A 14,451-nucleotide genomic window follows, 5' to 3' on the forward strand; every position below is an offset into this window, starting at 1 on the left:
CCAAGCCGTGTCGGAATAACCGGGTGAGCCGCCGGCGCCGCGTTCACCGAGCGGCGACATCGCCGATCACCAGGTCCTCGACCCTGCAGGTCTCCGCGATGACGAGTTCGTAGAGGCGGCGCAGGAAGTCGGGGTCGATTCCGTGGTCCTGCGCGTATCGGGCGGCCCGCCGCTGCACGATGCCGATGCGGTGGGGCTGCATCATCGGGACGTTGTGCTCACGCTTGAAATGCGCGATTTCCACGCAGCACTCGATGCGCCTGCGCAGTGTGTCGAGCAGCGACTCGTCGATACGGTCGAGCGAGGCCCGCAGCGTCTCCAGACCGTCTTCTCCGGCGCCGTTGCCAGCCATGTGAACAGCCCTCCAATCGGGGGTGCACGGGTGTTCCGGCCCTGTCGGGCTAATTCAGGATTCGATCCGGCGCACATTTCTCACAACCCCTAACAGCCCCACAGCACAGCCGGACAATCCGGGATGACCTCGGACTTCTCGGTACCCCCGAGGCCACGTGGGCGAAGGGCGGCCGGCGACCCCGGTCCACCCCTATCGGGTAACGGCTCATCCCGAATGATCGGGAAATATGGTTGACCGTCCGAAAATGGCGGAACTAATCTCCGTTCGCGAAGTGCCTGTGAGCACGTGCGAGAAACGGCGGTGGCGAAAGTGAAACCTCGAGCATTCGTACTTACCGGATCATTCCTGGTGATCTGCCGGGCCCCTCTTTATCTGCGCGAACTGTCCCGCCGGGGGCTGCGGATCCTCGTGGTCACGCCGGCCTCCTGGCGGGAGCAGGCCCTGGCCCAGATGCGCGATCCCGCGCACCCCGCCTCGGTCATCGAGGAGATCGCCTTCACCGACGGCGACGTCAACACGGACAACTCGTTCACCGCCGGCGTGATCTCCGGCGTACGGGCGTGGCGGGACCGCTACGACATCGCCGGCGTCTACGCGGTCGGCGAGACGCTGGTCGAGCCGACCGGCCTGCTCGCCGACGCCCTGGGGCTGCCCTCCCCCGGCCTGCGGGCCACCCGCGCCTGCCGCAGCAAATACCTCCAGCGGTGGTATCTGCCGGAGTTCAGCCCGGCCTCGGTGGTCCTCCCCCCGGCCGCGCGCGCGACGTTCACCGCCGCCGACGTGTCGTTCCCCGCCGTGGTCAAGCCAGCGAGCCGGCACTCCAGCTCGGGCGTGGAGACCGTGCGCGATCCGGCCGAGCTGCGCGCCCAGCTCGACGCGTACCTGCCGCACGAGACGGTGCTGGTGGAGGAGAAGGTGGCGGGCCAGGAGTTCTCCGTGGAGAGCCTGGTGCAGGACGGCCGGGTCGTCTTCGCCTCGGTGACCCGCAAGGAGACGACCGAGTCGGGCACCCGCACCTTCGTCGAGCTGTCCCACTCGGTCCCGAACGAGCTCGACGGCGTGAACGAGATCATCCTCGACGCCAACCGGCGCATGCTCGAACGGCTGGCCTTCGGATGCGGCATCGCGCACGCCGAATGGCGCGTGGACGAGACGGGCCGGGCCTACCTGATGGAGGTGGCCGCGCGCACCCCCGGCGACGGCCTGTCGATCCTCTACTCACTCGCGACCGGCGCCCCGATGGAGCCGGAGCTCATCCGCATCGCCCTCGGGGAGCCCGCGGCCTACCCCGCGCCGCGCCGGTACGCCCGGCAGGTCTACCTGGAGCACGAGCCCGGACTGCTCGGCGACGTGACGGTGGACTGGCCGGGGATCTCACCGGCCTGGGTGGGCGAGGGCGGCCTGTGGCCCGAGATCGCGCCCGGCGCCCCGGACGACCCGCCCACCCTGCGCGCCGTGCTCGTGCTCAAGGACCGGGGCGCCGAGCTCGGGCCGCTGCGCAGCTCGGACGACCGCGCCGTGACGTTCCTCATCGACGCGCCCACCCCGGCCGAGCTGGACGAACTCGAAATGCGCGTACGGCACGCCGTGCGGATCCACACACTCGAGCCCGCCGGCTCCCGAATGTAGTGAACCCCCATGGACGTGCGAGGCGCGGCGGGAGGCGATGGGCCTCCCGCCGCGCCCCTCGTTGTGGGTCAGGGGTAGCTGACCACGTTGACCGGGACGGTGGCCGTGCCCTGGGCCGCGCCGCCCGTGTCGTTGATGACGTGGGCGATCGTGCCCACGCCGCCCAGCGACACCGTGAGCAGGTCGTGGAACTTCACGCCCGACCTGTTGGGGGCCTCGAAGCCGCGCTCGGCCACGATCGAGGGGTCGGTGCTGAAGTTGCAGTAGCTGCCCATGCCCCAGGCCTCGTGGCTGGTCACGCCGTCGGCCACCTTGTAGGCGGCGTAGCCCCGGGTCGAGCCGTTCATCCAGGACGCCTGGTTGGGCGGGTCGTAGGGCAGCTCGTTCTGGAAGAAGATCGTCCTGCCGCCCTGGCCGTTCCAGATCACCTCGTACTTCTTGTAGTGCTCGACGAACAGGCCGTACGCCGTGACGTTGTCGCCGTTGACGATCAGGCCGGTGTCGGCGGGATTGGTGTTCCAGCCCACACCCGCGCCGTGGTCGGCCCGCCATGCCCAGATGTGGTCGATGATCGTGTTGTCGCTGTTCACCACCAGGCTGGTCGTGGCCGAGCCCGGTCCCGCGCCGCCGATGCGGAAGAACACGTCCTGGATCGAGGTGGGGTTGCCGGCGTGGCTCGCCGAGGCGCCGTCGGGGCCGACCCGCAGCAGCACCGGCGAGTTGACCGTGCCGGCGTCGAGCAGCAGACCGGCGATCTTCACACCGTCGACGTCCGCGACGCTCATCGCGACGACCCCGTTGTCCGGGATCAGCGTGGCGTAGCCGAGCCCGAGGACCACCGTGTCCGCCCGGGTGACGTTGAGCGTCTGGTCGACGTGATAGACGCCCGGCGTGAACAGCAGGTTGAGGCCCTGGCTCAGCGCCTGGTTGAGCGTGGCGGCGCTGTCGGACGGCTTGGCGACGTAGAACTGCGTCAGCGGGATCGACGTGCCGGGGGTCGCGCCGTTCGCCCAGCTCACGCCGCTTGAGTTCGTCCGCAGCGACGGGACGAAGACGCGGTAGGCGCCGCCCGAGTCCACGTACAGGTACGGCTTCTCCCGGGTGACGGGGCTGGTCGTGAGCGTCGTGTACGGCGGGTTCGGGAAGCTCTGCGCCGGAGCGCCGACGACGCCGGAGAACACCATGTTCCAGACGCCGTTGGTCCAGCCGCCGATGGTGCTGTCACGGGTGAACCACTGCTGCTGGGAGTACGGGCCGACCGTGCCGTCGACCTTGCTGTCGGCGATGTAGCCGCCGCTGGCCCAGCCGTACCCGTTGGGGGCGAGGTTCAGCCCGCCGCGCACGTGGATCCGCCGGAACGGCGCGGCCTGGGCCACGGCCCACCTGTCGGTGCCGTTGACCGGGACGACGGCCAGGTTCTCCGCCGACCGCCAGAAGTTCTGGGTGGCGTTGCCGTTGAACCACCCGGCGTCGACGGTGATGTCCCCGTTGATCGTCACGTTGTCGGGCGACTGGCCGAGGCCGGCGATCGAGGTGTAGAAGCCGATCTGGGCGTTGAGGCCGCTGTAGCTGCCCGGCTTGAACAGCAGCGCGTATCGCTGGCTGCCGAACTGGTTCGACTCCTGCTGCGTGAAGATGGTGTCGAGCGTGCTCTGGATGCTCGCGCTCGACATCGACGGGTCGAAGACCCTCACGTTCGGCCCGAGGTCTCCGCCGCCCGGGAGATCGGGGCCGCCGTCCCCGCCGCCGGTGGTGTTGACGGCGAACTCCCAGAGCGAGTACCCGTACGCCGTGGCGCGGGTGAGCCCGTACATCCGGACGTACCGGCCGGTGGCCGACAGGTCGAGGGACTGCGTCCCGCTCACACCGTTCACCGTGGCGGTCGCGTCCGACCACGACGAACCGTCCGGCGACACCTGGATCTTGAACGTCTTGGCGTAGGCGGCCTCCCAGTTGAGGATCACCTTGCAGACCTGCTGCGAGCTGCCCAGATCCACCTGGACCCACTGCGGGTCGCTGAACGCGCTCGACCACCGGGTGCCGGTGTCGCCGTCGAACGCGGCCGACGCCGGGGACGCGGCGTTCTCGGTGGACGAGGCCGACGACGGCCTGCCCTGCGCGACGTTCGCGGTGCCACAGGTGGTCCCGCCGCCCGAGGCGACGTTGACGGCGAACTCCCAGAGCGAGTACCCGTACGCCGTGGCCCTGGTCAGGCCGTACATCCGGACGTACCGGCCGGTGGCCGACACGTCGAGCGACTGCGTCCCGCTCACACCGTTCACCGTGGCGGTCGCGTCCGACCACGACGAACCGTCCGGCGACACCTGGATCTTGAACGTCTTGGCGTAGGCGGCCTCCCAGTTAAGGATCACCTTGCAGACCTGCTGCGAGCTGCCCAGATCCACCTGGACCCACTGCGGGTCGCTGAACGCGCTCGACCACCGGGTGCCGGTGTCGCCGTCGAACGCGGCCGACGCCGGGGACGCGGCGTTCTCGGTCGAGGAGGCCGACGACGGCCTGCCCTGCGCGACGTTGGTCGTGCCGCAGGTCGCCGCCGCGGCGCTGTAGGTGGCGGGGACGACGCCGGTCACGGCCGCGAAGGTCGACAGTGCGACGAGCCCGGCGGCGACCAGGCCCGACCGTCTGCGCCGCCTGCGCGGCCGTCCGGGCGCGGGGTGAGGCGGGGAGGAGGGAGGCATACGCGTCTCCTTCATGCGGAGCCCCTCGGGCGAGGGTTCGGGGGATGAGAGAGGTCCAGCGGCATGAGCGTGCGCTCCCCGCTCCGCTTATGTCAAGGCTTAGTTCACGACCAGAAATATCTTGACTCCTGCGCTCCGATGGGTGTTAATCTCCGGGAGAGCGCTCTCCAACCCCTATGAGCCGTTCGGAAAGCACCCACAGACGGTCGGCACGCCCGGCGTCCATCGCGTAGGGCAGGTAGTGGCCGCGCGGCGGCGGACCGTCGCCGCGCCACGGACCGGCGACGGAGCAGTCCTCCAGGTATCTGCCTCCGGCACCCGACAGCTCGGGCGCCGTCGCCGCCCACACGGTGGTGGCCGCCCCCTGCTCGGGCGTCTTCCATTCGGCGTTCGGCCAGCAGCGGGCGGAACGTTCGGCGGCGGACATGTGCCGCTGCAGGCCGGTGGCGATCGCGCCCGGCATCACCGCGTTCGCGGTGACCCCCGATGCCGCGTGGCGGGCGTCGAAGGCCACCGCGAACAGCGCGTTGGCCGTCTTGGACTGTCCGTACGCCTGCCAGCGGTCGTACGGGCGGGCGAGGTAGTTCGGGTCGTCGAAGTCCACGTCGGAACGGCGGTGGGCACTCGACGACAGCACGATCACGCGGGCGCCGTCCGCTCTCAGCAGGCTCGGCACCAGTCCGGTCACGAACGCGAAGTGGCCCAGGTGGTTCGTGCCGAACTGCAACTCGAAGCCGTCCTCCGTGCGGGCCGGCGGCGGTGCCATGACCGCCGCGTTGGCCACGAGGATGTGGCACGGTTTGCCGGTCGCGTTGTGCCGGTCGACCCAGCCCCTGACCGAGGCCAGGGACGCCAGGTCGAGGTGGCGGAAGACCACGGGACCGCCGTCCGCGAGAGCGGTCAGCTCCATGGCCGCGGCCTCGCCGCGCTCCCGGTTCCGGCCCGCGATGACCACTCGCGCCCTGGCCCGCGCTGGTGCTCGCCCGCAACGGTGACGTGCTGGCCGCCAACCCCGAGGGCCTGGCCCTCTACGCCGGTCTCGGTTCGTGGCCTGCCTGCAGACGCAACACCCTGCGCTACGTCTTCACCCACTCCGCCGCCCGTTCGGTCCTGGGCGACTGGTCCGAGGCCGCCGCGACGAGCGTCGCGAACCTGCGCTACCGGACGGCCGCGGACCCGGACGCACCGGACCTGTGCTCCATCCGCGACGAACTCGCGGCGGCGAGCGCGGACTTCCGTCTCCTCTGGGACCGGCACGACGTGCGCCCCCGGCGCAGCGGCGCCAAGACCTTCCGCCATCCCGCCGTCGGCGACCTCGTGCTGGCGCACCAGAGCTGGCACCTCGACGACTCCTCCGTGAGGCTGAGCCTCTACCAACCGGAACCGGGCCACGAGGACCGGCTCCACCTGCTCACACTGGGCACCGGCGTGGCCGGCTCCCCCGGATGACCGCAGGCGGCCGGCGGCGTCAGCCGGCGGCGGTGATCCTGGCCACCTGCGGCGCGTTCAGGAACTCCTCCAGGACGAGCGTGGCGGCCCCCAGCGCGACCGCGTCGGGACCGAGGCGGCCCAGGACGATCGACGTCGCGGCGTACGGCTCGGCCAGCGAGTTGGCGGCGGTGGCGCGGCGGATGTCCGGCAGCAGGCTCTCGCCGAGCTGGACCCCCACCCAGCCGCCGATCACGATCTTCTCGGGGTTGATCAGGTTGACCAGGTTGGCCAGACCGACGCCCAGGTAGGTGACGGTCTCCTCGACCACCGGGGACTTCGAGGCCAGCACGCCCGCGAGGTCCTCCTCCCAGTCGCCCCGCGAGGTGACGCCCGCCCGGTCGAGGATGGCCTCGATCCCGACGTACGCCTCCAGGCAGCCGCGTCCGCCGCAGCGGCAGGGCCGCCCGTTCGCCACGATCTTCGTGTGGCCCCACTCCCCGGCGCTGCTGCTGACCCCGCGGAACGTGGTGCCGTCGGCCACGATGGTCGCGCCCACTCCCACGCCGAGCAGCACGATGACCGCTTCCGAGGCGCCCCGGCCCGAGCCGAACCACAGCTCGGCCTGGCCCATCGTCTTGGCGCCGTTGTCCACGAACAGCGGGAGCGAGGTCCCGCGGCGCAGGAGCGCTCCAAGCGGAACGCCGTCCCAGCCGAAGGTCTTGGCGTGGATGACGCCGTCGGCGCCCGGTTCGACGATGCCGGGAACCCCCACGCCGATGCCGAGCACCTGCTCTGGGGACACGCCCGCGTCCGACAGCACGACCTCGACCCCCGCGAGGATGTGCCGGGCGATCAGTTCGGGGTCGTGGCGGGCCGGCCGCAGCATGTAGTCCACCTTGGCCCGCTCGGTCATCTCCAGGTCGAACAACCCGACCCGGACGTGCGTCTCCGCCACGTCGACGCCCACCGCGAAGCCGTACTCGGGGTTGACGCGCAGCAGCACGCGGGGCCGGCCGCCGTCGGACTCCACCTGGCCCGCCTCGACGACGATGTTCTCGCCCAGCAGGTCGGCGGTCATCGTGCTGACCGTGGCGGCGCTCAGGCCGGTGCGCGCGGTGAGGTCGTTGCGGCTGGTCGGGCCGGAGAAGTAGAGCGTGCGCAGCAACACGGCCCGGTTGCCTCTGCGGATGTCCCGTACCGTCCTGCGCTGAGGCCTCGCCATGACCACCCTCCCCGTCGCGACACGGTCATCTTAGTTCAGAGGCGAAAACAAGCACCTCCGCCCTCTTCGGCCGCTACACGGTCGCAGCTCCCGGTTACCCGCCCGTTAAGCCCGCGTGTCGTCCCCGCCCTTCTTCCGACCTTGAACCAACGCGTCGCGGCTTGTTCTCAGATAATCTGATCGCATGAAGGTGATGACCGCCACCGAGGCCTCGCGCAACTTCGCGGCCGTGCTGGACGAGGCCGAACATGGGGAGACGATTGTCGTGACCCGCGGAGGCAAGCGGATCGCGGTGATCGGCCCCGCACCTGTCGCGCCGGGACGCATGGTGAAGGCGTTCCTGGCCAGAAGCGCCGGAACCCTCGACGCGGAGTTCGAGGCCGACGTCGCGGCGGCGCGAGAGAGCCTCCGCGACGAGATGAGGAACACGTGGCCCGACGCCTGATCCTCGACACCGGCGTCCTGATCGCGGCGGAGCGAGGCAAAGCCGAGGTGGACTCCGTTATCGGAGACGCCGACGACGTGGCCGTCGCCGCGATCACCATCGCCGAGTTACTCGTCGGCGTGGAACTGGCCGATGAGGCACGGCGTCCGGCGCGGCAGGCGTTCGTGGACCAGGTCCTCGCGCTGATCCCCACCGAGGAGTACACAACCGACGTCGCCAGAGTCCACGCGCGTCTGATGGCACACGTGCGGCGTGAGGGCAAGACGCGCGGGGCCTACGACCTGCTGATCGCGGCGACGGCGGCCGCCACCGCACGGACCCTGGTCACGATGGACTCGTCCGCGGCCTTCGACGATCTGCCGGGCGTGCGGGCGCAGGTCGTGCCCCGCTGAGCACGAGCGGCGCGCGGATGGCGTCAGGTGCGGGCAGTCGCGAGCTCCTTCATGAGGGCCTCGACGAGGGCGGCGGCGGGGAGGTCGCGGCAGCGGCGGTATCCCCGGCCGCACCACAGGGCCATCGCCTCGGGGTCGCCGTGTTCCGCCGCCGCCCGGCGCAGTCCCTTCGTCAGGTGGTGCACCTGCGGGTAGCACGCGGGCGCCGACGCCTCGTGCTCCGCCATGAACCGGTTGGCCAGGCCGCGCGCCGTACGCCCGGAGAAGGCCCGGGTGAACGCGGTGCGGGTGAACCGGGGATCGGTGAGGGCGGCCTTGTGCACGGGATGCGCCCCGCTCTCCGGGGCGCGCAGGAACGCGGTGCCGAGTTGCGCGGCGACCGCGCCCGCGGCGAGGACGGCGGCCACGTCCGCGCCGTCCATGATCCCCCCGGCGGCCACGAGCGGCACCCGTGTCGCCTCCCGCACGAGGGCCACCAGCTCCGGCAGGTCGTCGGGAGCCTCCCAGGAGGGTGGCGGGGGCAGGAAGGCCGCCTGGTGCCCGCCCGCTCCGGGGCTCTGGACGATCACGGCGTCGGCGCCGGCCTCGGCCGCCGCGACCGCCTCCCACGGGGTGTTCACCATGATCATGATCACCGTCCCGGCGTCGTGGAGGCGGGCCGCCACCTCGGGCGGCGGGCAGCCGAAGGTGAAACCGGCCACCGGCACCCGTTCGTCCACCAGCAGGTCGATCTTGGCGTCCCACTCGTCGTCGTCCCACGCGGGGGCCTCGGGCAGCGTCGCGCCGTACCGCTCGGCCTCGGGGGCGAGCTCGTCCCGATAGCGGGCCACCGCCGCGGCGTCACCCGGCTCCTCCCGGACGACCTCGAAATCCAGGGCGGCCTCGAAAGCGGGGACGAAGACGCTCACACCAAATGGCCGGTCCGTCCGCTCACGCACCGCCGCGATCTCCCGGCGCACGTCCTGCGCCGTGCGGTAGCCCGCCGCGAGGAACCCGAGGCCCCCCGCCCCGGATACCGCCGCCGCCAGAGCCGGGGTGGATCCGCCGCCCGCCATGGGCGCCTGGATGATCGGGCTCGACGGCCCGAAGGGAAGGACGCGACCGGTCACTGGACCTCCTCACTCGTCTGGACAGCAGCGTAGAACGCGGTCGACGAGCGCTCCGGCGGCCCCCGTGTAATCGGCGGGGTCGAACAACCGGGCCAGGTCCAGCCCCTCGGGCATGGGCAGGAGTTCCTCCAGCACCTCGGCCACGGGGCGCCCGGACGCGGCGGCGGCCGCGGACGCCTCCCCGAGCAGCCGCTTGGCGGCGCCCTTCCCCAGGACGGGCGCGAGCACGGCGGCCGCCCGTTCCGTGACGGTCAGGCTGCCGGTGAGCGCGAGGTTGGCCCGCATGCGCTCGGGAAACGCGACCAGTCCCTCGGCCAGTTCGGCCGTCACGGCGGCGGCCCCGCCGACCAGCCGCAGGCACTCGCGCAGCGGCTGCCACTCGGCGTGCCAGGTGCCCGCGGGCCGTTCGTCCTCGGCGAGCAGGCAGTGGCCGAGGCCGGCGGCGAGCGTGGGCACCTGGATCGCCGCCGACCGGACGAGGGTGGCGAGGACCGGGTTGCGCTTGTGCGGCATCGCCGACGACACGCCCCGGCCGGGAGCGGCCGGCTCCACGACCTCGGCCACCTCGGTGCGCGACAGCGACTGCACGTCCACCGCGATCTTCCCGAGCACTCCCGAGGTGAGGGCCAGCACCCCGGCGAGGTCGGCGATCGGGACCCGCAGGACGTGCCAGGGGACCACCGGCTCGGCCAGCCCCACCTCGGCGGCGAACGCGGCGATCAGCCGCTCAGGGTACGCCTCGAGGTCGGGCACCCCGGCGATCCGCGCGTACTCCACGTAGCCCGCCAGGGTGCCGGCGGCGCCGCCGAGCTCGGCCGGCAACTCCGCGCGGACCCGCCGCAGCCGTGCCAGGGCGGCTCGTGCGGCGTGCAGCCACCCGGCCGCCTTCAGGCCGAACGTGGTGGGCACCGCCTGCTGGGTCAGCGTGCGGCCAGGCATCAGCGTGTCGCGATGCCGCGCGGCGAGCCCCGCGAGCGCGGTCGCGGCCCGGTCCAGGTCGGCGGTGATCAGGTCGAGGGTCCGGGCAGCCACCAGCATGGCGGCCGTGTCCATGATGTCCTGGCTCGTGGAGCCGCGGTGCACGTACTCGGCCGCGGCCGGGTCCACCACCGCCACGGCGGCCGTCAGGTCCTCGACCAGCGCCACGACGGGGTTGGCCGCCTCGCGGGCGCGCAGGGCCAGTGCCGCCAGGTCGAGGCCGCCCGCCTCCGCGACCTTGCCGATCGTCTCCGCGGCCTCCATCGGGACGACCCCCAGCCGGGCCTGCGCGCGGACCAGGGCGGCCTCCGCGTCGAGCATCGCGCGCAGCCACGCGCCGTCGCCGGTCGCCCGCTCCGCCGCCGAACCCACCCGGACCGGGGACAGCAGGCCCAGATCGAGGTCGCTGCCGAGGTCGCTCATCGGACACCCGTCCGCGTCGCGCCGCAGGCGAGAGCCGTACGCGGGCCGGCGGGCACGCGGGCGACACGGCGGCGCGGAAGGGCCCGCGCGGGCGTCAGCGCGAGCACGCTGCGGGCGATGGCGTCGGAGTCGCCCAGGATCACGGAGTTCACCCCCGGCCGCACGCCCGCGGCCGTCACCCAGTGGACCGACTCGGTGGGCACGCCGTACGCGAACCGCCGCGGGTGGGCCCGTCCGTCCGCGTCCAGGAGCCGGTAGGGCCGGCGGGTGACCGCGAGGCCGCCCGTCTCGTGCCCGTCCTCCCCACGCCGCCCGCCGATCACGTACGGTCGGCACTGGCCGGTGCCGAGCAGGTGGCGCAGCAGGGGGTCGGCCGTGCGCCGCAGGTCGATCTCGGGCAGGCGCGCCTCGACGAGCACCCTGGCCCGTACGGCGGAGCCCGGCACGGCGGCCGACTCGGCCTCGAAGGCGCCGTCACGGGCGTGCACCCGCATGTCGGGACCGACGACGGTGAGCACACCCGCCTCGATGAGCGCGATCATCTGCTCGACCCGCTCGGCCGGCGGCCCGATGGACAGGAACGCGTTGAGCGGCGTGTACCACCGGTCGAGGTCGTCGCGCTGCGAGCGCCCGGTGAGTCCGCCGTGGTCGACCACCTGCCTGACCTCGTTGCGCAGGTCGCGCAGCACGTCGAGGGCGGCCTTCAACGGCCCGCTCACATTGCCCTCGCGGGCCTGCGCCAGGTCGGTGCGCAGATAGGCGGTCAGCCACTCGCGGAAGTCGTCCGGGCCGCCGAAGCCGATCCCCCGGTAGGGCTCGGCCACGCGCTCCCAGTCCCACCGCACCGCCGCGCCGATGCCGAAGGCGTCCAGCACCATGGCCTCCCCGGCGTCGCCCCACGCGTGGGCGAGGTAGGCGGCGCGGAAACGGCCGGCCATGCACTCGCAGTCCCGCCGCGCCAGGAGGGTCGCGTAGTAGACGGTCTCCACCTCCTTCGCGATCAGCGGCCACAGGTCGGCGCGGAAGTCGAGCCCGCCGCGGGCGGCCGAGCGCGCGGCCAGCGACGCGATCCTGCTCGGCGTGAGCACCAGCGGCTCGTGCCTGCCCTCGACGCCCTTCTGGTTCTCCCCGCGCGACTGATACGGGATGCCCCGGCGCGATCCGGCGTACAGGCGGGGCTCGCGGCCGGAGGGCCGATAGACGAGGCGGCCCGCCTCCCCGCGCTCGAACCGGCCGCCGCGCCCGAGCGTCAGCAGGGCCATGTGGTCGAAGAAGTTGAGCCCGAGCCCGCGCAGCAGCACCGCCTCCCCCGGCCGCACTCCACTGAGATCGGCGTCGGCGGGGTTGGCGGGCGGCACGTGGACCAGTCCGTGGGCGGCGGCGTACGCGGCCGCCTCCCGCTCGGCGGCCGAGAGCTCGACCGGCAGGTGCCCCTGGGCCAGGACCACCGCGTCGAGCGAGCCGAGCACGGTGCCGTCCTCGAGCACCACCCGCTGCGCGCCGGTGCCGGGCACGTCGTCGAGCGCGGTCGCCCGCGTGGCGTGCACCCGCACCTCCACCTGCCGGGGCGCCCGCGCGACCACCCGCTCGAACACCCAGCGCAGGTAGCGCCCGTAGAAGGCGCGGGTGGGGTAGGTGTCGGGCCCGAGCCGGCGCGCCTCGGCGAGCACGTCCTCCGCGACGCCCTCCGCCGAAAGCCCGCTGTCGGCGAAGAGCACCAGGTGCCGCGCCCACTCGTACAGGCTGGGGCCCGTCTCCAGCGGCCCCCGGATGTCGACGCTGGGGTCGGTGAAGAGCGTGACCTGCGAGGCGACGGTGTTCATGAGCAGCTGGCCCGGCTGGTCGGTGCGCCACACCTGGCCCGCCCCCGGCGGGTACGGATCCACGACGTGCAGCAGGACGCGTGCTCGCGGCGGCAGCCGCCGCGCGTTGGCGCACAGCCGCTCGATCACCGACATCCCGCGCGGCCCCGCGCCGATCACACATACCTCGAACGGCCGGGTCGATCGTGTTGTGGTCATCCGCTCCTCCAGTTCCCATCGGGTCGTGAGTCGAGGATGCGGGAGCGAAGCCTTCGTGAGGTATGTCACATTTGGCGAGGCGGTGTTAAGCATTGCTTCATGCACGACGTGACACGCCTCGCGGCGCTGGTCTCGGTCGCCGAGGCCGGTTCGATCACCCGGGCCGCCGCCCGCCTCGGCTACACACCGCCCGCGCTGTCTCAGCAGATCGCCAAGCTGGAACGGGAGGCGGGAGCCGTACTCGTGATCCGGCACCGCCGGGGCGCCACGCTCACGGCCGCGGGCGAGCTGCTGGTGGAGCACGCCCGGCGGGTGCTCGACGAGCTGGAACGGGCCCGGCACGGCCTGGCCGCGCTCGCCGGCCTGTCCGGCGGCCACATCACGATCGGCACGTTCACGACCGCCGGCATCCACCTGCTGCCGCCGGTCCTCGCGGCGTTCCGGCGAGCTCACCCCGCCGTGGAGGTGAATGTGAGGGAGTACGAACCGCCGTCAGGGCTGCCCGCGCTGGCCGCGGGCGAGGCGGATCTCGTGCTCACACACACCTACGAACATCAGCCCGCCCCCGCGCTGCCCTCCGGGGTCGTCGTCGAGGCGCTGCTGGTGGAGGAGCTGGTGCTGGTGGCCGCCCCCGGGCACGCGCTCACCGATCCGGCCGAGCCGCTGCCGTGGCCCGAGCTCGCCGGCCGGCCGCTGATCAGCGGCTCGCGTGGGCTGGCCAACCGGGAGGCCCTCGAGGCGCTGTTCCGCCGCGAGGGGCTCGCGCCGCCCGTCGTGGCGTACGAGACGGGCAACTACGGCATGTCGTGCGCCCTCGCCAGCGGGGGCATGGGCCTCGCCCTCGTGCCGAGGACCGTGGCCGAGCTGGCGGAAAACCCCCTCAGCGTACGGCGGCTCGCTTCGCCGGGCCTGCACCGGACGATCAGCCTGGCCAGGCGGTCCGACGACAGGGCTCCCGCGCTGGCGACCATGCGTTCGCTGTTCAGGAGCACGCGCAAGGCGGCGCCCCGGCGGCCCCCGGAGGAGCCGCCGAGGTGAGGGGCACCGGTCAGTCGAATTCGGGGTCGGTGTTACGGCTGCGCTTGATCTCGTAGAAGTACGGGAACTTCGCCATGGCGACGGCGCCGTCGAAGATGCGGGCCGCCTCCTCGCCCCGCGGGATGCGGGTCATCACCGGGCCGAAGAACGCCACGCCGTCGATGTGGATCGTCGGCGTGCCCACCTCGTCGCCGACCGGATCCATGCCCTCGTGGTGCATCCGGCGCAGGGCCTCGTCGTACTCGTCCGTGCCGGCGGCGTCGGCCAGTTCGACCGGCAGCCCGACCTCGGCGAGCGCCTCCTTGGCCACGACCCCGTAGTCCTTGTTGTCCTGGTTGTGGATGCGGGTGCCCATCGCGGTGTACAGGTCGCGCAGCACGCCCTCACCGTGGTGCTGCGCGGCGGCGATGCACACCCGGACCGGGCCCCGCCACCTGGGCACGGCCTCGCGGTAGAAGTCGGACAGGTCCTCCTTGCCCTCGTTGAGCACGGAAAGACTCATCACCCGGAACCGCAGGTCGATGTCGCGCTGCTTCTCGACCTCCAGAATCCACCGCGAGGTGACCCACGCGAACGGGCAGACGGGGTCGAAGTAGAAGTCCACTTGGGGACGACTGCCCGCTCCGGCCTGGTCGGCGGCGCTGTCGATGTCGCTCATGAAACTCTCCTGACGAATGGGGTCGGGGGATCGGGGGCCGGTTTCGCGAGC

12 protein-coding genes and 1 pseudogene are annotated in these 14,451 nt (G+C 72.4%); 5 read left to right on the top strand and 8 right to left on the bottom strand.

Annotated elements, in window-relative coordinates; translation table 11 throughout:
- Positions 1–43 precede the first annotated feature (43 nt).
- The gene (locus FH610_RS26780) at positions 44–352 is read right to left on the bottom strand and encodes a chorismate mutase family protein (RefSeq protein WP_030509683.1); all 309 of its coding nucleotides are present in this window, start codon (positions 350–352) and stop codon (positions 44–46) included.
- 351 nt (positions 353–703) lie between these two features.
- Between FH610_RS26780 and FH610_RS26785 the strand changes: the two genes are divergently transcribed.
- Entirely contained in the window at positions 704–1,984 is a 1,281-nt protein-coding gene (locus FH610_RS26785; RefSeq protein ID WP_205826081.1) for an ATP-grasp domain-containing protein, read from the top strand.
- 68 nt (positions 1,985–2,052) lie between these two features.
- On the opposite strand, the gene FH610_RS26790 is transcribed toward FH610_RS26785, so the two are convergent.
- Both FH610_RS26790 and FH610_RS26795 read right to left on the bottom strand, forming a co-directional pair.
- Positions 2,053–4,683: a discoidin domain-containing protein gene (locus tag FH610_RS26790; RefSeq protein ID WP_139577580.1), complete on the bottom strand. Its 2,631-nt coding sequence runs from the start codon at positions 4,681–4,683 to the stop codon at positions 2,053–2,055.
- A gap of 145 nt (positions 4,684–4,828) precedes the next feature.
- Positions 4,829–5,644, bottom strand: a pseudogene (locus FH610_RS26795) (SDR family NAD(P)-dependent oxidoreductase); the annotation flags it as partial.
- Between the two features lie 14 nt (positions 5,645–5,658).
- On the opposite strand from FH610_RS26795, the gene FH610_RS26800 reads away from it, so the two are divergent.
- Positions 5,659–6,132, top strand: coding sequence for an MmyB family transcriptional regulator (locus FH610_RS26800; protein ID WP_139577582.1), 474 nt, complete (start codon positions 5,659–5,661; stop codon positions 6,130–6,132).
- A 19-nt stretch (positions 6,133–6,151) separates the two neighbouring features.
- Here the strand turns inward: FH610_RS26800 and FH610_RS26805 are convergent, their stop codons facing one another.
- Positions 6,152–7,336 (bottom strand): ROK family transcriptional regulator, encoded by a 1,185-nt coding sequence (locus FH610_RS26805; RefSeq protein ID WP_139577583.1) that lies wholly within the window; start codon positions 7,334–7,336, stop codon positions 6,152–6,154.
- Between the two features lie 184 nt (positions 7,337–7,520).
- On the opposite strand from FH610_RS26805, the gene FH610_RS26810 reads away from it, so the two are divergent.
- Positions 7,521–7,781, top strand: coding sequence for a type II toxin-antitoxin system Phd/YefM family antitoxin (locus FH610_RS26810; RefSeq protein WP_139577584.1), 261 nt, complete (start codon positions 7,521–7,523; stop codon positions 7,779–7,781).
- The gene (locus tag FH610_RS26815) at positions 7,766–8,173 is read left to right on the top strand and encodes a PIN domain-containing protein (protein WP_139577585.1); all 408 of its coding nucleotides are present in this window, start codon (positions 7,766–7,768) and stop codon (positions 8,171–8,173) included. The genes FH610_RS26810 and FH610_RS26815 overlap by 16 nt, the downstream gene beginning before the upstream one ends.
- Positions 8,174–8,196: 23 nt before the next feature.
- On the opposite strand, the gene FH610_RS26820 is transcribed toward FH610_RS26815, so the two are convergent.
- The 3 genes from FH610_RS26820 to FH610_RS26830 are packed head-to-tail and all read right to left on the bottom strand — an operon-like array spanning position 8,197 to position 12,704.
- Positions 8,197–9,282 (bottom strand): nitronate monooxygenase, encoded by a 1,086-nt coding sequence (locus FH610_RS26820; RefSeq protein ID WP_276607707.1) that lies wholly within the window; start codon positions 9,280–9,282, stop codon positions 8,197–8,199.
- A gap of 9 nt (positions 9,283–9,291) precedes the next feature.
- Positions 9,292–10,683: a nitrosuccinate lyase gene (locus FH610_RS26825; RefSeq protein ID WP_139577586.1), complete on the bottom strand. Its 1,392-nt coding sequence runs from the start codon at positions 10,681–10,683 to the stop codon at positions 9,292–9,294.
- A complete protein-coding gene (locus FH610_RS26830) occupies positions 10,680–12,704 on the bottom strand; it encodes an FAD/NAD(P)-binding protein (protein WP_139577587.1) in 2,025 nt (674 codons plus the stop codon). The genes FH610_RS26825 and FH610_RS26830 overlap by 4 nt, the downstream gene beginning before the upstream one ends.
- A gap of 99 nt (positions 12,705–12,803) precedes the next feature.
- On the opposite strand from FH610_RS26830, the gene FH610_RS26835 reads away from it, so the two are divergent.
- Positions 12,804–13,742 (top strand): LysR family transcriptional regulator, encoded by a 939-nt coding sequence (locus tag FH610_RS26835; RefSeq protein WP_139577588.1) that lies wholly within the window; start codon positions 12,804–12,806, stop codon positions 13,740–13,742.
- Between the two features lie 10 nt (positions 13,743–13,752).
- Here the strand turns inward: FH610_RS26835 and FH610_RS26840 are convergent, their stop codons facing one another.
- A complete protein-coding gene (locus tag FH610_RS26840) occupies positions 13,753–14,400 on the bottom strand; it encodes a mycothiol-dependent nitroreductase Rv2466c family protein (protein ID WP_139577589.1) in 648 nt (215 codons plus the stop codon).
- Positions 14,401–14,451: the final 51 nt, after the last annotated feature.

The organism is Microbispora catharanthi (assembly GCF_006334915.2).
GTDB lineage: Bacteria > Actinomycetota > Actinomycetes > Streptosporangiales > Streptosporangiaceae > Microbispora > Microbispora catharanthi.